General features: G+C 58.4%; 19 protein-coding genes. 3 read left to right on the plus strand and 16 right to left on the minus strand.

Annotated features, from left to right (window positions below; translation table 11 throughout):
• Positions 1-9 precede the first annotated feature (9 nt).
• The 15 genes from phnO to ES815_RS11465 form a co-directional block, all read right to left on the minus strand.
• Complete coding sequence (gene phnO, locus ES815_RS11390) at positions 10-444, minus strand: aminoalkylphosphonate N-acetyltransferase (RefSeq protein ID WP_142487885.1); 435 nt, start codon at positions 442-444, stop codon at positions 10-12.
• Positions 431-988, minus strand: a complete 558-nt coding sequence (phnN, locus tag ES815_RS11395) for a ribose 1,5-bisphosphokinase (protein WP_142487886.1) — start codon at positions 986-988, stop codon at positions 431-433. Before phnN ends, phnO begins: the two co-directional genes overlap by 14 nt.
• The gene (phnM, locus tag ES815_RS11400; protein ID WP_142487887.1) at positions 985-2,121 is read right to left on the minus strand and encodes an alpha-D-ribose 1-methylphosphonate 5-triphosphate diphosphatase; all 1,137 of its coding nucleotides are present in this window, start codon (positions 2,119-2,121) and stop codon (positions 985-987) included. Before phnM ends, phnN begins: the two co-directional genes overlap by 4 nt.
• The gene (phnL, locus tag ES815_RS11405) at positions 2,118-2,798 is read right to left on the minus strand and encodes a phosphonate C-P lyase system protein PhnL (protein ID WP_142487888.1); all 681 of its coding nucleotides are present in this window, start codon (positions 2,796-2,798) and stop codon (positions 2,118-2,120) included. Before phnL ends, phnM begins: the two co-directional genes overlap by 4 nt.
• Before the next feature lie 339 nt (positions 2,799-3,137).
• Complete coding sequence (phnK, locus tag ES815_RS11415; RefSeq protein WP_142487889.1) at positions 3,138-3,893, minus strand: phosphonate C-P lyase system protein PhnK; 756 nt, start codon at positions 3,891-3,893, stop codon at positions 3,138-3,140.
• Positions 3,890-4,735, minus strand: coding sequence for an alpha-D-ribose 1-methylphosphonate 5-phosphate C-P-lyase PhnJ (phnJ, locus tag ES815_RS11420; protein ID WP_142487890.1), 846 nt, complete (start codon positions 4,733-4,735; stop codon positions 3,890-3,892). The genes phnK and phnJ overlap by 4 nt, the downstream gene beginning before the upstream one ends.
• Entirely contained in the window at positions 4,728-5,792 is a 1,065-nt protein-coding gene (locus ES815_RS11425) for a carbon-phosphorus lyase complex subunit PhnI (RefSeq protein ID WP_142487891.1), read from the minus strand. Before ES815_RS11425 ends, phnJ begins: the two co-directional genes overlap by 8 nt.
• The gene (gene phnH, locus ES815_RS11430; protein WP_142487892.1) at positions 5,792-6,376 is read right to left on the minus strand and encodes a phosphonate C-P lyase system protein PhnH; all 585 of its coding nucleotides are present in this window, start codon (positions 6,374-6,376) and stop codon (positions 5,792-5,794) included. Before phnH ends, ES815_RS11425 begins: the two co-directional genes overlap by 1 nt.
• The gene (gene phnG / locus ES815_RS11435; protein WP_142487893.1) at positions 6,373-6,825 is read right to left on the minus strand and encodes a phosphonate C-P lyase system protein PhnG; all 453 of its coding nucleotides are present in this window, start codon (positions 6,823-6,825) and stop codon (positions 6,373-6,375) included. Before phnG ends, phnH begins: the two co-directional genes overlap by 4 nt.
• Positions 6,826-7,551 carry a phosphonate metabolism transcriptional regulator PhnF gene (gene phnF / locus ES815_RS11440; protein ID WP_142487894.1) on the minus strand — a complete coding sequence of 242 codons (726 nt, stop codon included), beginning with the start codon at positions 7,549-7,551 and terminating at the stop codon, positions 6,826-6,828.
• Between the two features lie 20 nt (positions 7,552-7,571).
• Positions 7,572-8,351 (minus strand): phosphonate ABC transporter, permease protein PhnE, encoded by a 780-nt coding sequence (gene phnE, locus ES815_RS11445; protein WP_142487895.1) that lies wholly within the window; start codon positions 8,349-8,351, stop codon positions 7,572-7,574.
• A gap of 100 nt (positions 8,352-8,451) precedes the next feature.
• Positions 8,452-9,468 (minus strand): phosphonate ABC transporter substrate-binding protein, encoded by a 1,017-nt coding sequence (phnD, locus tag ES815_RS11450; RefSeq protein ID WP_142487896.1) that lies wholly within the window; start codon positions 9,466-9,468, stop codon positions 8,452-8,454.
• Positions 9,469-9,491: 23 nt separating this feature from the next.
• Positions 9,492-10,280, minus strand: coding sequence for a phosphonate ABC transporter ATP-binding protein (gene phnC, locus ES815_RS11455; protein WP_142487897.1), 789 nt, complete (start codon positions 10,278-10,280; stop codon positions 9,492-9,494).
• Positions 10,281-10,453: 173 nt separating this feature from the next.
• Positions 10,454-10,882 (minus strand): VOC family metalloprotein YjdN, encoded by a 429-nt coding sequence (gene yjdN / locus ES815_RS11460; protein ID WP_142487898.1) that lies wholly within the window; start codon positions 10,880-10,882, stop codon positions 10,454-10,456.
• A 123-nt stretch (positions 10,883-11,005) separates the two neighbouring features.
• Positions 11,006-11,341, minus strand: coding sequence for a zinc ribbon domain-containing protein YjdM (locus ES815_RS11465; RefSeq protein WP_142487899.1), 336 nt, complete (start codon positions 11,339-11,341; stop codon positions 11,006-11,008).
• Positions 11,342-11,932: 591 nt separating this feature from the next.
• Between ES815_RS11465 and crfC the strand changes: the two genes are divergently transcribed.
• Together crfC and ES815_RS11475 are read left to right on the plus strand one after the other, a co-directional pair.
• Positions 11,933-14,290: a clamp-binding protein CrfC gene (gene crfC / locus ES815_RS11470; RefSeq protein ID WP_142487900.1), complete on the plus strand. Its 2,358-nt coding sequence runs from the start codon at positions 11,933-11,935 to the stop codon at positions 14,288-14,290.
• The gene (locus tag ES815_RS11475) at positions 14,287-15,165 is read left to right on the plus strand and encodes a diguanylate cyclase regulator RdcB family protein (protein ID WP_142487901.1); all 879 of its coding nucleotides are present in this window, start codon (positions 14,287-14,289) and stop codon (positions 15,163-15,165) included. Before crfC ends, ES815_RS11475 begins: the two co-directional genes overlap by 4 nt.
• 40 nt (positions 15,166-15,205) lie before the next feature.
• On the opposite strand, the gene kdgT is transcribed toward ES815_RS11475, so the two are convergent.
• Entirely contained in the window at positions 15,206-16,201 is a 996-nt protein-coding gene (gene kdgT / locus ES815_RS11480) for a 2-keto-3-deoxygluconate transporter (protein ID WP_142487902.1), read from the minus strand.
• Between the two features lie 655 nt (positions 16,202-16,856).
• Here kdgT and proP point away from each other — a divergent pair.
• Positions 16,857-18,359: a glycine betaine/L-proline transporter ProP gene (gene proP / locus ES815_RS11485; protein ID WP_142487903.1), complete on the plus strand. Its 1,503-nt coding sequence runs from the start codon at positions 16,857-16,859 to the stop codon at positions 18,357-18,359.
• The last annotated feature ends 304 nt before the right edge of the window (positions 18,360-18,663 follow it).

Genomic DNA, 18,663 nt, shown 5'->3' on the forward strand with positions numbered 1-18,663 from the left:
AGCGCCCCCTTACAGCGGTTTGGTAAAGCGGAAATGGCTCTGTGTGTACCCTTCACGAAGATAAAAGCGGTGCGCGTCGAGGCGCTTTACGCTGGTGGAAAGCTCGGTCATCTCAGCCCCGGCGTGACGGGCCTCTTCTTCTGCCCAGGCCAGCAGCTGGCTGCCAACCCTGAGCCCGCGCGCCTGCGGCATTACCACCAGCTCCTGGATCTCGCCGATCCAGTTGGCATGATGCAGATGAAACTGCATGTGCAGGCCGATCATGCCGATGATGTGTCCATCCTGTTCGGCCAGCTGGTAGCGCATATTGTGATCCTGCAAATTGGCCGCGAACCCGGCATGGAACGCTGACCTGTCAAGCTCCGCCTGTTTTAATTCACAAATAAGGCCATAGACGGCGTCGACGTCCTCCGCGGTGGCGGGACGCAACTCACACTCGGGCATGGTTGTTCTCCTTCTGGTGAATCAGTGAAAGAAAGTGTTCGACGGACTGGAGCAAGCTTCCGTCGTTATTCAGGACAGGACAATCGGACGGGGTATAGCGGGCGGCGCGCTCAAGCCGCTGGTCGATCTCTCTGGCGTTCTCCCGACCACGGCTTTGCAGTCGGCTGCGCAGAATATCTGGCGACACCTGCAGGCAGATCGGCAGCAGCGCCCCCGCATAGCGCGCCCGCGCCTGGGGAAGATGGGCGCGCGAGCCGTTCACTACCACGTCGAATCCGGCATGCAGCCAGAGGTCGATCTCCAGACCCACCCCATAATAATAGCCGTTAGCGTGCCAGCTCAGGGCAAACAGTTGCTGCCCGGCGCGGGTAAAAAACTCCGGCTCGCTGAGGGCGATGTGGTTTTCGCTCCCCGCACTGGCGGGGCGGGTGATGTAGCGGTGCGCCACCAGCAGCTGCGGGTGGGTCTGCTGGCGCAACGCCGCCAGCAGGCTGTCCTTTCCGGAGCCGGACGGCCCCATTAACCAGATCACTCTTCCCATCAGAACACCCTTTTTCCCTGACGCCAGACGTGGTCGATATGAATATGCTCGCCTTTGCGGTGCGCCAGCACCAGGTCCGCGCGTTTGCCTTCGCCAATCACCCCGCGATCGTGCAGATTTAGCGCCTGCGCCGGATTCTTCGTCACCAGACGGATCGCCTGCGGCAGGGTAAAGCCGTTGCCCGCATCGTCGGCCACCCGGAACGCCGCATCCAGCAGGCTGGCGGGGTAATAATCGGAGGAGAGAATATCCAGCAGGCCGAGCGAGGCCAGCGAGCTTGCCGCCACGTTGCCGGAGTGCGATCCGCCGCGCACGATGTTCGGCGCACCCATCAGGACGTTCATCCCGTACTGGCGGGAGGCTTCTGCCGCCTCGAACGTGGTGGGAAATTCGGCAATTGTGCTGCCAAGCTGATGGGATTCAAGTACATGATCCGCGGTGGCGTCGTCGTGGCTCGCCAGTGCGATATTGCGCTCCCGGCACAGGGCGGCAATGGCCTGGCGATTGGGCTGCGACCAGCGGGCGGCCAGAGCCAGCTGCTCCTCTTCGTAGCGCGCCATCTGCTGGTCGTTGAGAGAGTATTTGCCCTGATAATATTCACGGTACTTTTCGATGTTGGCGAACTGGCGCTGGCCCGGGGAGTGATCCATCAGCGACACCAGAGTCACCGGTTCGCGGCCGACCAGCTTCTCGAACAGCGGCAGGGTGGTGTGGTGGGGCAGCTCGCAGCGCAGGTGCAGGCGGTGCTCGGCGCGGTTGAGGCCGCGCTTCTGCGTCTCCTCCACGGCGTTGATCATCTTCTCCAGATTCTCCAGCCGGTCGCCGCCGTCGCGCACGTCACCGATCGCCACCGCGTCCAGTACGGTGGTGATGCCGCTGGCGACCATCATTCCGTCGTGGCTGCTCATCGCCGAATGGGCGGGCCAGTCTACCTTTGGCCGCGGGGTGAAGAACTTGTCCATGTTGTCGGTGTGCAGCTCAATCAGCCCCGGCAGCAGCCAGCCGCCTTCGCCGTCCATCGCCTGCGGCGAGCGGCTCGGGGTTTCAGCAAAGGCGCGAATGACGCCGTCCTGAACCTCGATGGAGCCGTCGACAACCTCGTTTTCCAGCACCAGTTTTACGTTGTTTACGATCATGCGGTGATCCCCATCGGGTGCAGACGATCCGCTACGCGATCCCGCACCGCGTCGTCGTGGAAGATCCCGACGATCGCCGCGCCGCGCGCTTTGGCTTCTTCGATCAGTTCCATGACTGCGGCGCTGTTTTTCGCATCCAGCGAGGCGGTCGGTTCATCGAGCAGTAAAATCGGGTAATCGACGATAAAGCCCCGGGCGATGTTGACCCGCTGCTGCTCTCCGCCAGAAAAAGTGGAGGGCGCGAGATGCCACAGGCGCTCCGGCACGTTGAGGCGCGTCAGCAGGCTGGCGGCTTTGGCGGCGCAGGTATCGCGCGGCACGCCGAGATCCAGCAGGGGCTGCATCACCACCTCCAGCGCCGGGACGCGGGGGATGACCCGTAAAAACTGGCTGACCCAGCCGATGGTGGTGCGGCGCACGTCCCGCACCTTGCGCGCCGGGGCCTGCACCAGATCCACCCATTCGTCGCCGTGACGGATATGGATATGGCCTTCGTCCGGCAGGTAGTTGGCGTACAGGGATCGCAGCAGGGTCGATTTGCCGCTGCCGGAGTGGCCGTGCAGCACCACGCACTCGCCGCTGCTGACCTCCAGAGAGGCATTTTGCAGCACCGGCAGGCGCACGCCGTTTTGCTGGTGGAGCACGAAGGTTTTACTTACGTTTTGTACGTGGATCATCTTGGCCTCGTGGCGTTTTCTTGCCGGGTGGCGCTGCGCTTACCCGGCCTACAAGGTGCTGGATTCATTGCCGGGTTGCGCTTCGCTTACCCGGCCTACAAGGTGCTGGATTCTTGCCGGGTGGCGCTTCGCTTACCCGGCCTACAAGGTGCTGGATTCTTGCCGGGTGGCGCTGCGCTTACCCGGCCTACAAGGTGCTGGATTCTTGCCGGGTGGCGCTGCGCTTACCCGGCCTACAAGGTGCTGGATTCTTGCCGGGTGGCGCTTCGCTTACCCGGCCTACAAAGAGCGCGGTCCGTAGGCCGGGTAAGGCGAAGCCGCCACCCGGCAACAGCAACCTCAATTCTGCAACACGGACGACACCAGCAGCTGGGTATACGGATGATGCGGATCGTCGAGCACCCGGTCAGTCAGCCCACTTTCCACCACCTCGCCGCTCTTCATCACCAGCAGACGGTCCGCCAGCAGACGGGCGACGCCCAAATCGTGGGTGACAATCACCACCGCCAGGTTCAGTTCCACCACCAGGCCGCGCAGCAGATCCAGCAGGCGTGCCTGAACAGACACGTCCAGCCCACCGGTGGGTTCATCCATAAACACCAGCTTCGGATGGGTGACCAGGTTGCGGGCAATCTGTAAACGCTGCTGCATCCCGCCGGAAAACGTTGTTGGCAGGTCGTCGATGCGCGACGCCGGGATCTCTACCTCTTCCAGCCACTTCTGCGCCGTGGCGCGGATGTCGCCGTAATGGCGTGCACCGGTGGCCATCAGCCGCTCACCGATGTTGCCCCCCGCCGACACCTGGCGGCGCAGGCCGTCCATCGGGTGCTGATGCACCACGCCCCACTCGGTGCGCAGCAGGCGGCGGCGTTCGGCCTCGCTCATGCCGTACAGGGAGTGGTCTTCATACAGAATCTCGCCATTTTGCGGGGCCAGACGGGCAGAGATCGCCTTCAGCAGGGTGGTTTTGCCGGAGCCGGACTCGCCGACAATGCCCAGCACTTCCCCCGGCCACAGGTCGAACGACACGTCGCTGAAGCCTTTACCCGGCGCATAGAGGTGGGTCAGGTTATTGACCGAAAGCAGCGGTTTCATTGGCTGTTGGCCTCGCTCTGTTGGCGGCAGTAATCGGTATCGGAGCAGACAAACATCCGGTTGCCCGTGTCATCCAGCACCACTTCATCGAGATAGCTGTGTTTCGATCCGCAGATGGCGCACGGCTCGTCCCACTCCTGCACCGTAAACGGATGGTCGTCGAAATCGAGACTCTCCACGCGGGTGTACGGCGGCACGGCGTAAATGCGTTTTTCGCGCCCGGCCCCGAACAGCTGTAACGCGGGCATCATGTCCATCTTCGGGTTATCGAATTTCGGGATCGGCGACGGGTCCATCACGTAGCGCCCGTTGACCTTCACCGGGTAGGCGTAGGTGGTGGCGATATGGCCGAAGCGGGCGATGTCTTCATAGAGTTTCACCTGCATCACGCCGTACTCTTCCAGCGCGTGCATGGTGCGGGTTTCGGTTTCGCGGGGTTCGATAAAGCGCAGTGGCTCGGGGATCGGTACCTGGAAAATCAAAATCTGGTCTTCAACGAGCGGGGTTTCCGGGATGCGGTGGCGGGTCTGGATCAGCGTGGCGTCTTCGGTGCGCTCGGTGGTATTCACCCCGGTGACGCGCTGGAAGAACTGGCGGATCGACACGGCGTTGGTGGTATCGTCAGCGCCCTGGTCAATCACCTTCAGGACGTCGGCTTCGCCAATCACGCTGGCGGTGATCTGGATCCCCCCGGTGCCCCAGCCGTAAGGCATCGGCATCTCACGACCGCCGAACGGCACCTGATAGCCGGGGATCGCCACCGCTTTTAAAATGGCGCGGCGGATCATGCGTTTGGTTTGCTCATCCAGATAAGCAAAGTTATAGCCGCTGAGGTTAGCCATTCTTGCGCTCCTGTTGCAGACGTTTCAGCAGTTCCAGCTCGGCCTGGAAATCGACGTAGTGCGGCAGCTTGAGGTGCGAGACAAATCCGGCAGCCTCGACGTTATCCGCGTGGGCCAGCACAAATTCCTCGTCCTGCGCCGGGCCGGCGAGGTTCTCGCCGTAGTCCGGGGCCTGTAGCGCCCGGTCGACCAGCGCCATCGCCATCGCCTTGCGTTCGCCCATGCCGAACACCAGCCCGTAGCCGCGGGTGAAGTGCGGGGCGTCGTTGTCTGGGGTGACAAAGCCGTTAACCATTTCGCATTCGGTCATCAGCAGTTCACCGACGTTCACCGCGAAACCCAGCTCTTCCGGCACGATTTCAACGTTGATAAAACCGCTGCGAATTTCGCCAGCAAAGGGGTGGTTACGCCCGTAGCCGCGCTGGGTGGAGTAGGCCAGCGCCAGCAGGTAGCCCTCGTCGCCGCGCATCAGCTGCTGCAGGCGCGAGGCGCGGGAGCAGGGGTAGACCGGCGGGGTGCGGGTGATGTCGTCCGGCTCATCGCCGCGATCCTCTTCCGCCTTCGCCAGCCCCTGGTGTGCCAGCAGGCTGAAGACGTGCGGGGCGGCATCCTGCGGGGCGTCTGAGGTGGTCAGGCGAGGGGCCTCGCCGTTCGCCAGCAGGGTAAAATCGAGCAGGCGGTGGGTGTAGTCGTAGGTCGGGCCGAGCAGCTGACCACCCGGGATATCTTTATAAACGGCAGAAATTCGGCGCTCAAGGCGCATCTCTGCGCTGTTAATCGGCTCGCTCACCGCCAGCTTCGCCAGGGTGGTGCGGTAGGCGCGCAGCAGGAAGATGGCCTCGACGTTATCGCCGCTGGCCTGCTTCAGCGCCAGCGCTGCCAGCTCGCGGTCGGCAATGCCGCCTTCGGTCATCACCCGGTCCACGGCCAGGTTGAGCTGATGTTCGATCTGGGCGACGCTCAGCTCCGGGAGCTGCTCATCGCCCCGGCGTCTGTGCTCCTGCAGGGCATGGGCGGCGGCGATCGCCTTTTCGCCCCCTTTGACGGCAACGTACATCAGCACACCTCCACGTGGGTGGTTCGCGGGATCGCCAGCAGGCGTTCGCCGCAGGTCAGGAGCAGGTCGATCCCCAGCGGGAACGGGTGCGGGCGCTCGGTCAGTTCATGAATAATGCACTCCGGCAGCTGCGGGGCGACCATGCGTTCTTCGGCAATTCCGGCTCCGGTCAGGCGCAGCATGCGCCCGCCGCTCAGGCTCGGCACCTGCAAAATCAGGGTGGCGCTGGTCTCCGGCGCGACGGCGCTGCCTTCGCTCAGGGCGTTGAGCTGCTCGTGGCTAATCTGCTCGTCGGCAACGGCAAACACCGCCAGCTGGGGCTGATCCACCAGCGGGGCGCTGGTATGAAAACGCAGGTTAGAGCTGACGATATCGTTACTCACCGCGCCCGACAGCCAGACCGGAGTGTCATTATCGGCCAGGGTCAGCAGCACGCTGGTGGTGGCGAGGTTCAGCGGCTGCCAGCCGTGTTTAAGCTGATGCAGGGAGACGATCACCCCCGGTTCGCTCATCGCTTTTAGCAGACGGCGAAAACTGTGTTGGGCATCCTGCACGGCAAGGGTAAAAGCGGGTTGAAGGGTCATGCGTTGTCTCCGCGAACGAGCGTAAAGAAGTCGACCCGGCTGGTGTTCACCTCGGCCTGACGCGCGGCAAGGCGTGCGGCGCGGTCGGCTTCCAGCGGGGCAATAAGGGTTTCCATTAAGGTCTGAAAGTGCGGCGCTTCCTGCAGCAGGGCGTCGATCACCGCGCAGCGCTCTGCGTGCTGTTTATCGCGCCCCAGCACGTAGCTGTAGCCGAGCGTGCCGCTGGCAAGGCGCACCACGGCGCGGGTCAGGGTGGCATCACCGGCAAAGTAGCGTGCCCCGGTGCCGCCCATCCGCGCCTGGATCTGCACCAGCCCGGTTTCCGGGGCGCGGATCGGTTCATAAGCGGGCGTCAGGCTCAGGGCCGACATCCGCTCGGCAAGCGCCGCAGGCTGGCTGTGGGCGAGAACGGCCATCCAGTGCTGGCGGGTGGAGGTATCGAAATGCATTCAGTGCTCCATGGTGAATTCAATCATGTCGGCGCGGGTCAGGCTGACGGAGTACTCCGTCGCGTTGACCTCGCCGTCACGGTGGTTAAGGGTGCGCACGCAGAGCAGGGGCGCCATGTTGGGAATCTCCAGCACCTTGCTCTCTTTGGCCTGCGCGCGGCGGGCGCTGATGCGGGTCTGGGTGCGCCTGAGCGCAATCCCGGTGGCTTCGAACAGGAAGTCGTGCAGCGAGCCGCTGGCGAAGTTCTGCAGCACCGGCCAGAGGGTCAGGTCAGCGAAGTAGTGGTCGATCTGACACACCGCCACGCCGTTGACCCGGCGCAGGGTGCGCAGGTGGACGACGTTATCGCCCTCCGAAATCCCCAGCGCGTCTGCCACGTGGCTGGAGGCCGGACGCAGCACCGAGAGCAGTTTTTCGCTGGTGGGGTGGCTGCCCTGATCCAGCAGGTTCTGGCTGAAGCGCGCCTGAGCGTTGAGGGGGTAGTCGAACGGGCGCATCAGCACCAGCACGCCGACGCCCTGACGACGCTGTACCCATCCGCGTTCAACCAGCTGGTCAATGGCGCGGCGCAGGGTATGGCGGTTCACTTCATAGCGATCCGCAAGCTGCTGTTCAGCAGGCAGATAATCCCCGCAGCGGTAGTGGGTGCGCAGCTCCACTTCAAGCTTCGCGGCAATCTCTTGCCAGCGTGTCGGGTAACTGGTCGGATGTCTGGATAAGTGCATACAAATCAAAGCCTCGCTTCTCAGATGAAGTGCTTACGCAAACGTTGAGAGAGGAAATCCAGCAGGCTGACCGTCACGATGATGAGCACCATCAGGGCGCAGGTTTGCTGGAACTGGAAACCGCGAATCGCTTCCCACAGGGTGACGCCAATCCCCCCCGCGCCGACCATCCCCACCACCGTTGCGGAGCGAACGTTAGATTCAAAGCGGTACAGGGAGTAGGAGATAAGCAGCGGCATCACCTGCGGCAGGACGCCATAGAGGATCTCTTCCAGCTTGTTGGCCCCGGTGGCGCGAATGCCTTCCACCGGGCCGGGCTCGATGGCTTCCACCGCTTCCGAGAGCAGTTTGGAGAGCACCCCGGTGGTATGAATAAATAGCGCCATCACCCCGGCGAACGGCCCGAGACCGACCGCCACCACGAACAGCATCGCAAAGACCATTTCGTTGATGGCGCGGCAGGCGTCCATCAGGCGACGCACCGGCTGGTAAATCCACCAGGGCACGATGTTGTCGGCGCTCATCAGGCCAAACGGAATGGAGAGCACCACCGCCAGCGCGGTACCCCAGACGGCGATTTGCAGGGTGATGGCCATTTCGCTGAGGTAGTCCTGCCACTGGCTGAAGTCCGGCGGGAAAAAGTCGGCGGCGAAGGTCGCCATGTTGCCAGAGTCCTGAATCAGCGTGAGCGGCGCCATTTCCGCCCCCTTCCAGGAGACAACGAGCACCGCCAGCAGAACGGCCCAGCCGATCAGCGAGAACCAGCTGCGCTTTGGCGGTGGGAGAGTGATGGTTTGCATGTAGGTTCCTTGCGGTTTGTGTGCCGGATGGCGCTACGCTTATCCGGCCTACGATCCAGAAAGTAGGCCCGGTAAGCGAAGCGCCACCGGGCAAAAAGCACTACTGCACCGCTTTATTCACGCTGGTCATCGCGCCCAGCGCCGCGGTCAGGCGGTCGAGATCGTCCAGCTGCGCCTGAATTTCAGACATCTTGCTGCTCTTCTCTTCGTCCTTCAGGCCCTTGTTCTCCTTCACGCCCTGGATCTGTTTGAACAGCGCCAGCTGGCGAATCGGCACCAGCTGCAAATCGCTGGAGGCGCGGAACGGCGCCCAGCCCAGGCGTTCCAGCACGGTTTTCTCTTCGGCGGTTTTGCCGTAGTTCATAAAGAAGTCGTACACCTTGTCCTTGGTGCTTTCGGAGAGGTTTTTACGCCACACAATCGGGTCGCCCGGGATCAGCGGCGATTTCCAGATCACCTTCAGCTCTTTCAGTTTGTCCGGTGCGGAGGTCTTCAGCTTGTCGAGGTTTTCGGTGTTGTTGGTGGCAACATCCACCTGCTTGTTGGCGACGGCGAGGGCGTTGGTTTCATGCCCGGCGTTGACCGTGCGTTTGAATTCGCTGGTGGAGACGTTGTTCTTGGCGAAGACGTAGTAACCCGGGACCAGGAAGCCGGAGGTGGAGTTCGGGTCGCCGTTGCCAAAGGTCAGCTCTTTGCGTTTGGCGAGCATGTCGTTGAGGTTGTTGATCGGGCTGTCTTTGTTGACGATCAGCACGCTCCAGTAACCCGGGGAGCCATCTGCCGCAACGGTCTGTGCAAAGACCTGACCGTTGGCGCGGTCCACCGCTTCCATGGCGGAGAGGTTGCCGTACCAGGCGATGTCCACTTTATTAAAGCGCATCCCCTGGATGATGCCCGCGTAGTCCGGGGCGAAGAAGGCGTTCACTTTGATCCCCAGCTTGCTTTCCATGTCTTTCAGGAAGGGTTCCCACTGTGGCTTCAGGTTCTGCTGTGATTCCGTCGAAATGATGCCAAAGTTCAGTGCTTTTTCCTGCTCTTCCGCATACGCCGGGCTTAACAGGGTGCTGATACTGAACATGCTGGTGAAGGCCAGCGCGGCAACCGTTTTATAGCTCATTTCCATTCCTCATTGTGGAGACGTTAAGCAGCCTGCGCGTTCTCTTCGACGCGGTTAATGCTGCGGTAGAGATGGTCAAAACGTTCGTTATCAAACTGATGGCTGGCGCCATCAAAGAACACGTGCCCCTGACGCAGAGCGACGATGCGCTCGCAGTAGCGCAGGGCGTAATCCACCTGATGCAGCGTCACCACGATGGTGATGCCGTCGTGCTGGTTAATGTCGCGCAGGGTTTCCATCACGATGCGGGCCGACTCCGGATCCAGCGAGGCAATCGGCTCATCGGCAAGAATAATTTTGGCTTTCTGCATCAGCGCCCGGGCAATCGCCACGCGCTGCTGCTGGCCACCGGACAGGGTGGAGACGCGCTGGTGGGCGAAGTGGGCCATGCCGACGCGGGTCAGCGCCTGCAGCGCCTCCTGTTTTTGCGAGGGCGAAAACCAGCGCAGACAGGTGCGCCAGAACGGGGTACTGCCGAGCGCGCCAATCAGCACGTTTTCAAACACCGTCAGGCGGTTCACCAGGTTGAACTGCTGGAAGATGTAGCCGGTCTGCGCGCGGCTTTTGCGGATATCGCCCGCCAGACGCCCCGCGCGCTGCACGGTATTGCCCAGCAGCTCAACGTGGCTTTCCGGGGTTTTATCGCAGGTGATAAGGCCGCTCAGGTGGCGCAGAAGGGTGGATTTACCTGAACCGGATGGCCCCAGCAGCGCTACCATTTCGCCCTGCTGGACGGTCAGATCAACGGCATGCAGAGCCTTATTGTGATGGAAGGTCTTGCTCAGTTTCTCGACGCGGATGACAGTTTGCATGGGGGAGGCCTCGATTCAAATGTGGCCTCATGCTGGCGGATCAATATGACATTTAGGTTAAGTGTTGGTTGCGGGAGTTTGAAGAGTTGACGTAAAAGCGATGACAATCATTGTAGGCCCTTTAAGCGCAGCGCCACCGGGCGCTGTTGCGGGATGCGCTGCGCTTATCCGGCTTACTGTTTAACGACGTTGATCATCCAGGGAACGCCGTATTTATCGGTCACCTTGCCGAAGCCGTGCGCCCAGAAGGTCTCCTGCCAGGCCATGTCGATGGTACCCCCTGCGGCCAGGTTGTCGAACCAGCGTTTGCCTTCCGCCACGTCCTGGGTGTCGAGCACCAGCGTAAAGCCGGCGTAGGTGGCGTTTGTGCCGGGCGAACCGTCACTCATCATGATAACGCTGCCGGCGATGCGCACGTTGGAGTGGGCGATAGCGGAGTCCGGGAACGCCATGCCTGACGGGCAGCCCTCTTCGCGGTTGTCGTCTTTGGGCATTTCGCCGAAGGTGATTTTATAGAGGAGTTCCGCGCCGACGGCCTGCTGATAGAAGGCCGTGGCCTCTGCGCAGTTACCGGCGAATGAAATGTAGGGACTTAACGGCATAATCATTACCTCAGGTAAAGAGAAGCCCGTTAAGTGTAGTTCGGTATTTGTAGGCCGGATAAGCGTAGCGCATCCGGCAAAAGCGCCCGGCGGCGCTTCGCTTGCCGGGCCTACAAAAAAGCATCAGTTCTTTTTAACGAACTCGGATTTCAGCTTCATCGGGCCGAAACCGTCAATTTTGCAGTCGATGTTGTGGTCGCCTTCAACCAGGCGGATGCCTTTGACTTTGGTGCCGATCTTCAGCATCGACGAGCTGCCTTTGACTTTCAGATCTTTAATCACGGTGACGTTGTCGCCGTCGGCCAGCAGGTTGCCGTTGGCATCTTTAACAATCAGCTCATCGCTCTCTTGCGCGGGTTCTGCGTTGTTCCATTCGTAAGCGCATTCCGGGCAAATGAACATACCGTTATCTTCATAGGTATATTCAGAACTGCATTTTGGACACTGTGGTAGTTGCATGGTGTTCTCCTCAAAATAGTGCGAAGCGGCGGCAATCAGGCCCGCCAAAAATCGACAGGTTGTCGAAAAAGGCGGCAAGTATAACGCATGTCCTTACTGTTGTCGGTGATATTGTTTTTCGCTTTTAGCGAAAAGGGTCTTTTCGATGACAGAATTTGTCAGCGATTGGGGCAATGTTAAGAGTCAGACACAGGGGATAAACGCGCCTGATTAAAAGCGATAATATTTTATTGCGGCAAATTGATACGCCGTGTCATTTCAGATAAGGTTAAGACGCTAATGATATTTTACTGACTTGCTTTAATAACCCTCCCTGGTCTGCAAGGGATGATTTACCCCTCATTTTTGGTGGGTAACTAACGATGATTTTTCCTGAAGTTTTTAAAAATTGAGCTACGCTCTTAATCTTTCGGTTTCCCTGACCGAAGGAGCGCGCTCTGCTGCTTTAAGCGCTGAAAGAATATATTTTTACTGTCATTACACAATTATATGGCTTCGAACATATTTACAACACGTAATCATATAAGCCGATCCTTCATTCTTATAAACAATTCGGTTATATAAAATTTGTGTTAAGGGAAGGCTTTTACTATGCACACACAGACAATATTTGAATTGAGCCAGGAGGCCGAAAGGCTGCTGCAGCTCTCGTTGCAGAATCTTGAGTCGCTGAGCGCCATGCCTGTTGCCATGCTGGACAACGCCACGTCGGCCATTACCGGCGAAACCAGCAATGTCTTACCTCTGCATTTTAGTGCCCGTGGCTTAGAGGCGCAGCAGTCGATGCTGAATAATGAGCTGCGCAAAATTACCCGCCTGGAGATGGTGCTGGCGATCGTGGGCACCATGAAGGCCGGAAAGTCCACCACCATCAACGCCATCGTGGGCACCGAAGTGTTACCCAATCGCAACCGCCCGATGACCGCGTTGCCGACGCTGATCCGTCACACTCCTGGCCAGAAAGAGCCGGTGCTGCATTTTTCTCATGTCGCCCCCATTGATACATTAATAAAACAAATGCAAAAGAAGCTTGCCAATTACGATCGCGGCAAGCTGGCGCAGCAGCTGGAAATTGACAAAGATATGAATGCGCTACTTGGGCGTATCGAAACCGGCGCGGCATTTGAAAAACATTATTTAGGTGCGCAGCCGATATTTAATTGTTTAAAAAACCTGAACGATTTAGTGCGGCTTTCTCAGGCGCTGGGCACGGATTTTCCGTTCCCGGCCTATGCTGCGATCGAGAATATCCCGGTTATCGAAGTGGAGTTTGTCCATCTGGCCGGGCTGGATGTCCATCTGGGGCAATTAACCCTGCTGGATACCCCGGGACCGAACGAGGCCGGACAGCCGCATCTGCAAAAAATGCTCACCGAGCAGCTCGCCCGGGCATCGGCGGTGCTGGCGGTGATGGACTATACCCAACTGAAGTCGATCTCCGATGCCGAAGTGCGGCTGGCCATCTCCGCCGTCGGCAAAGCGGTGCCGCTGTACGCCCTGGTTAATAAGTTCGATCAGAAAGACCGCAACAGCGATGATGAAGAGCAGGTGCGGGCGATGATTTCCGGCACCCTGATGAAGGGCCATATCTCCCCGGGTCAGATCTTCCCGGTCTCGTCGATGTGGGGATACCTGGCGAACCGGGCGCGTCACGAACTGGCTATGCACGGTAAATTGCCCGATCACCAGGAGCAGCGCTGGGTGCAGGATTTTGCCGAGGCCGCACTGGGCCGCCGCTGGCGAACCGCCGATCTGGATGATATTGAACACCTTCGCCACTCCGCCGATCTGCTGTGGGAGGACTCCCTGTTTGAGCAGCCGATCCGCAAGCTGATTTATGCCGCCTACTCCAACGCCTCGCTGTATGCGTTGCGCTCCGCGTCGCATAAGCTGCTGAACTACGCCCAGAACGCCCGGGAGTACCTGGATTTCCGCTATCAGGGGCTGACGGTAGCCTTTGACGAGTTACAGCACAATATTGCCCGTCTGGAAGATGACATGGCGCTGCTGCACTCCCGCCAGGCGTCGGTAAGCGATGAGGTTCGCCATGAGGTGAGCCAGGCGCTGAGCGCCACGGATCTGTTTCTCACCTCCCAGCAGAACGATATTAAACTCGCCATCGCGCATATCTTTAATCCCGACAATTTGCTCGACCTGGCGGGGTTTGATCCGCATAAACAGCGTGCAGATGCCGCGGCGACGCCCGGTCAGCTGGTACTGGAGGATGAAGGCCAGGCGCAGATCCTGTTGAGCAAAATCCGCTCCTCCTGCGAGATGATCATGCTGGATGCGCAGGCGAAAATCGGCCGTGAGCTGGCGCTGCGTTTCGACCAGCTGGAGTCCACGCTGGCGCGGGCGCTGAACGATGCCATGCGTCCGATTGAAACGCGCATTAAAGAAGAGTTGAGCCACGCCGGTTTTCGCGCGCGGATCAGCTTCCCGGCGTTTCAGGCCAACCAGCTTAACTTTAATACCCGGGGGCTGTTCAGCGATGCTATCGCCCAGGAGAGTCAGCCTGCCAGTCAGTCCCAGGGAGCCGGCAGCGTGCTGCGTGAGACGGTCTCCCGCTGGTTGAACAATCCGGGCTGGGGCTGGGAAGACTATGTGATGACGCGGACGCGGTATGTTATCAACGTGTCACAGCTTCATGAGAAATTTAAACAACATATCGATCAATTTTGTGAACAAATCCGTAAAGCTTTGGCCGCCCAGGTCGATGTCTCTGTTACAGCAGGTATGGCGACATTCTTTGCCGAGTTCTCGTTATGCCTTGCAGGGTTACAGGAAAGCTTGCGTGATAGCCTCGCGGTGCGCCAGCAGAATGAGCATGCCACGCGCGCGCTCAGCCAGCTGCTGCAGCAATGTATTACGACTGCAGCGTGGATTCAGGAAGATACCCGACTGTTACGCGATGATATTCAAACGCTATTCGCGGCAGAGCAACCATGACAAAACAATTACTGGACGGTCCCGGGCGGACGCTGGAATGCATACATCCTAAATTTATGGTCGACCTGGTTCAGGGGGCTGACGCACAGCGTCACACCTCTGTGGGGTCGCAACAGCAGCACTTTCGTGAACGTTTAACCCAGGAGATCATGGCGCAGACTCAGCTTCGCCAGTGGGCGATGGGGGGAATGTTCAGCGAAAATGCTGTGCTGCGGCTCGGGCTGGCAGAGAAACTGGCGGGCATGGTCGATCCCGGCCATCTGGCGCTGACCCGCATGACCCAGACCCTGACCACGCTGCGCCAGCAGGCCAACCTGCGCAATCAACCCCCCATCGGCGTGGTGCAACAGTACGAAATCCTTTCTGCCCATTTTCAGCAACGCGCCCAGTTTAAAGAGAAGGCATTAACCCAGCGTGGGTTAACGGTGCAGGCGGGCGTTCACAGCGAACAGATTTTTACCCGCTGGCGGGCCGGACATTATGACGGCTGGTCGCTGGCCGGGCGCGGCTATGTGGTGCTGGAGGAGCTGCGCTGGGGGGCGTTCGGTGACGCCTGTCGGCTGGCGAATGCGGATGTCAGCGCCATGCTCAAAGATAATCTGCGCAGCATGGTGGCCAACTACCTGGCGCAGGGGATCAATGCGGCGCCCGCGACCCGTCATTTTTACCATCAGTGGCTGACCACACCCAGTACGCCGGGGATTATCGATCATAAAGATATGCTTGGCTGGCTGGGGGACTGGTGCGATGCCGACAGGCATCCGGTGTGCTGGTCGGTGACGCAGAGCTGGCAGAATGTGGCGCTGGGAATGCCGAGGCTTTGTTCGGCGGCAAGGCTGGCAAAGGCGATGGTGGAAGAGGTGTTTGGCGAGTAAGGATTTTCACCCTCTCCCCGGGCGGGGAGAGGGCTACGTATTAGTGGTGCAGTGATTCAACCGGGCTCTGTTCCGCGGTATTTTCTGGGACCTTGCCAAAGCGTTTGGCATACAGGGCGGTAATAATCGGCACCAGAATCGCCGTCACGATGACGCTCGCGGCAACCAGCGCGGTGGCGGAAGCGGCAACCGGTTCGAAGGCCGGGTTAATCTGGGCGATAATGACCGGGTTCGCCACGGCGGCACCCGCTGCGGACGAGGCGGCGACACCCGCAGTACCATTCCCTCCACCGATTACACGGTCGGCAATAATCAGCGGGATACCGGTGATGATGATAACCGCCACACCCAGCACGATACCCAGCAGGCCGGTATCCAGAATCACGTTCAGGTTGATGGTGTTACCCAGCGCGAAGCCGAAGAACGGAATCAGAACCGGGGTCGCTTTGCTGAAGAAGTCACGCAGATCGTGGTCGAGGTTGCCGAGGGCAAAACCGATCAGGAACGGCAGGACGGCGCCGACAAAGTGGTGCGGTTCAAAGGAGGCCAGACCGGCGGAGCCGAGGATCAGCATGGTCATCAGCGGGCCAGATTCCAGAGACATCAGAACGAAGGCGCCGGACTCTTCTTTGGTGCCGTACTGGTTCATCAGGCTGGCATACAGGCCGCCGTTGGTCATGTCCATTGCAGAGACGATCGCCAGCACGGAGAGGCCGGCGAAGAAGCCGGTCTGAATACCATTTTCCGGGATAAACATGGCGCAAACCATCGCCACAATCCAGGCTACGGCAATTTTGGTAATCACCAGCGTACCGGATTTACGTAATACTGTGCCCGTTGCCCGTAAATTAATGGAGGCGCCGATACAGAAGAACCATACCGCCAGAATCGGAACTGTCCCGGTAATCATGCCTTTGGTGAAACCACCAAAATAGGCTCCGGTATTAGGTGCTAAGGTATTTAAAATTGCACCCAGTACCAGCGGTACCAGCATCATCCCTCCGGGGATGCGTTCAATCGCGGCTTTAATCTTCATCATTAACCCTCACATCTCATCACGCATCGCCCGCGGACAAGTGATATTTAATAATCTAATGAATTCAACGAATTGTGACAAAGATGCGTCAGGCGATTCGTCGTTCATACAGCAGATATAACCAGTTTGGCTTTTTAAACCTTCGCTTGAAGGTCACCAGACTCGTTTTGACGGGCTTATGATGCGATCGTTGGAATGATGATTCAATGAAAATAAAACAGTGTTTTAGTTATCTCCATCACATATTTTAAGGAAACACGATATTTGCTTCTTGATTATTAAAATGGCTGTGAATGCATTGTAAAAAAATGTCGTTATTTTTTGATTTGGTAGCAAATAATAACGCCTGAAAGAATATTTTCAGTGCCGGGTATAAGAAACAACGCATTACGCTGTATTTACACTTTTGACACTTCTGGTAGAAACCTTAAAAATATATGTGAAGTTGATCACAAATATAAACGCTGGTAGGGTAAAGGCATCATTAACAGCCCAGACAGGCGTCACAGGTTCGGTTGTACCGCTCCGAAAGGTCAGTGTAAGTAAACCTGCTACGCTTGAGAAAGGAGAATGCGCATGAGGCGCTTCCCGGGTTCCACAGAGCGCACTTTTTAGGCGCTGTGGTGAGGACTGGGCTTAGTCAACGAGGATAGCCATGCTGAAAAGGAAAAAAGTTAAACCGATCACCCTGCGCGACGTCACCATTATTGATGACGGGAAACTGCGCAAAGCGATCACCGCCGCCTCGCTCGGTAATGCGATGGAATGGTTCGATTTCGGTGTGTATGGCTTCGTGGCCTACGCGCTGGGTAAAGTCTTCTTCCCTGGTGCCGATCCCAGCGTGCAGATGATTGCCGCGCTCGGGACGTTCTCTGTTCCTTTCCTTATCCGCCCGTTAGGGGGGCTGTTCTTCGGGATGCTGGGGGACAAGTATGGTCGCCAGAAAATCCTCGCTATCACGATAGTGATTATGTCGGTCAGTACGTTCTGTATCGGCCTGATCCCGTCGTATGCGAGCATAGGCATCTGGGCACCCATCCTGCTGCTGCTGTGTAAGATGGCTCAGGGCTTCTCGGTTGGGGGTGAGTACACCGGGGCATCTATTTTTGTTGCCGAATACTCTCCGGACCGTAAGCGCGGCTTTATGGGCAGCTGGCTCGACTTTGGTTCCATCGCCGGGTTCGTGCTGGGTGCGGGCGTAGTGGTGTTGCTCTCCACCGTGGTGGGCGAAGAGAACTTCCTCTCCTGGGGCTGGCGTATTCCGTTCTTCCTGGCGCTGCCGCTGGGGCTTATTGGCCTCTATTTGCGTCACGCGTTAGAAGAGACCCCGGCGTTCCAGCAGCATGTTGAAAAGCTGGAGCAGGGCGATCGCGAAGGTCTGCAGGATGGACCGAAAGTCTCGTTCAAAGAGATCGCGACTCGCCACTGGCGTAGCCTGCTGACCTGTATTGGTCTGGTGATCTCCACCAACGTGACCTATTACATGCTGCTGACCTACATGCCGAGCTACCTCTCGCACAACCTGCACTACTCAGAAGATCACGGTGTGCTGATCATCATCGCCATCATGGTGGGGATGCTGTTTGTGCAGCCGATCATGGGCCTGCTGAGCGACCGCTTCGGACGTCGTCCGTTCATTATCTTCGGCAGTATCGCGCTCTTTGTGCTGGCTATCCCGGCCTTCATCATGATTAACAGTGATGTGATCGGCCTGATTTTTGCCGGCCTGCTGATGCTGGCGGTGATCCTCAACTGCTTTATTGGCGTGATGGCCTCGACGCTGCCGGCGATGTTCCCGACGCATATCCGTTACAGCGCGCTGGCGGCGGCCTTTAACATCTCGGTACTGATTGCCGGTCTGACGCCTACGCTGGCAGCCTCGCTGGTGGAGAGCACCCAGAACCTGATGATGCCTGCCTACTATCTGATGGTGATTGCGGTGATTGGCCTGATTACCGGTATTTACATGAAAGAGACGGCGAACCTGCCGCTGAAAGGGGCGACGCCTGCTGCGTCTGACCTTCAGGAAGCCAAAGAGATCCTCCGCGAGCACCACGACAACATTGAGCAGAAGATAGAAGATATCGATGCTGAAATTGCCGAGCTACAGGCGAAGCGTTCCAGACTGGTCGATCAACATCCCCGCATAAATGAGTAAATAAAAAACCCGGCTTCGGCCGGGTTTTTTTTTCATATCCAAATGGAATACAACGAAAGTTTATTGGCGATTTTATTGAATAGTGCTTACGCTGTATATAAGCGGATGTCTCTATAAAATCGACGCTTTCTTCTCTATTAGGGGTGTGTATGCTGAGTTTTACACCGACATAGTTGTAAACGCAGGCATTACACAGGGTGTTGACAATTCCTGTCACTCTCCCTTGCATGAAACAGCATTTTATTTTCTAAACTATTTGCTTATGCAATTAGTACAACAAAAAAATAATACCAAGCTTAATTAT

The sequence above is a fragment of the Leclercia adecarboxylata genome, assembly GCF_006874705.1.
GTDB classification, from domain to species: Bacteria; Pseudomonadota; Gammaproteobacteria; order Enterobacterales; family Enterobacteriaceae; genus Enterobacter; species Enterobacter adecarboxylatus_C.

Excerpts from the sequence above, each read along its gene's own strand:
- phnF (WP_142487894.1), bottom strand. The coding sequence starts at position 7,551 with ATGCACTTATCCAGACATCCGACCAGTTACCCGACACGCTGGCAAGAG.
- ES815_RS11425 (WP_142487891.1), bottom strand. The coding sequence starts at position 5,792 with ATGTACGTTGCCGTCAAAGGGGGCGAAAAGGCGATCGCCGCCGCCCAT.
- phnE (WP_142487895.1), bottom strand. The coding sequence starts at position 8,351 with ATGCAAACCATCACTCTCCCACCGCCAAAGCGCAGCTGGTTCTCGCTG.
- kdgT (WP_142487902.1), bottom strand. The coding sequence starts at position 16,201 with ATGAAGATTAAAGCCGCGATTGAACGCATCCCCGGAGGGATGATGCTG.
- phnO (WP_142487885.1), bottom strand. The coding sequence starts at position 444 with ATGCCCGAGTGTGAGTTGCGTCCCGCCACCGCGGAGGACGTCGACGCC.
- phnJ (WP_142487890.1), bottom strand. The coding sequence starts at position 4,735 with ATGGCTAACCTCAGCGGCTATAACTTTGCTTATCTGGATGAGCAAACC.
- crfC (WP_142487900.1), top strand. The coding sequence starts at position 11,933 with ATGCACACACAGACAATATTTGAATTGAGCCAGGAGGCCGAAAGGCTG.
- phnK (WP_142487889.1), bottom strand. The coding sequence starts at position 3,893 with ATGAAACCGCTGCTTTCGGTCAATAACCTGACCCACCTCTATGCGCCG.
- phnH (WP_142487892.1), bottom strand. The coding sequence starts at position 6,376 with ATGACCCTTCAACCCGCTTTTACCCTTGCCGTGCAGGATGCCCAACAC.
- phnD (WP_142487896.1), bottom strand. The coding sequence starts at position 9,468 with ATGAGCTATAAAACGGTTGCCGCGCTGGCCTTCACCAGCATGTTCAGT.
- phnG (WP_142487893.1), bottom strand. The coding sequence starts at position 6,825 with ATGCATTTCGATACCTCCACCCGCCAGCACTGGATGGCCGTTCTCGCC.
- phnC (WP_142487897.1), bottom strand. The coding sequence starts at position 10,280 with ATGCAAACTGTCATCCGCGTCGAGAAACTGAGCAAGACCTTCCATCAC.
- ES815_RS11465 (WP_142487899.1), bottom strand. The coding sequence starts at position 11,341 with ATGCAACTACCACAGTGTCCAAAATGCAGTTCTGAATATACCTATGAA.
- ES815_RS11475 (WP_142487901.1), top strand. The coding sequence starts at position 14,287 with ATGACAAAACAATTACTGGACGGTCCCGGGCGGACGCTGGAATGCATA.
- yjdN (WP_142487898.1), bottom strand. The coding sequence starts at position 10,882 with ATGCCGTTAAGTCCCTACATTTCATTCGCCGGTAACTGCGCAGAGGCC.
- phnL (WP_142487888.1), bottom strand. The coding sequence starts at position 2,798 with ATGATCCACGTACAAAACGTAAGTAAAACCTTCGTGCTCCACCAGCAA.
- phnM (WP_142487887.1), bottom strand. The coding sequence starts at position 2,121 with ATGATCGTAAACAACGTAAAACTGGTGCTGGAAAACGAGGTTGTCGAC.
- proP (WP_142487903.1), top strand. The coding sequence starts at position 16,857 with ATGCTGAAAAGGAAAAAAGTTAAACCGATCACCCTGCGCGACGTCACC.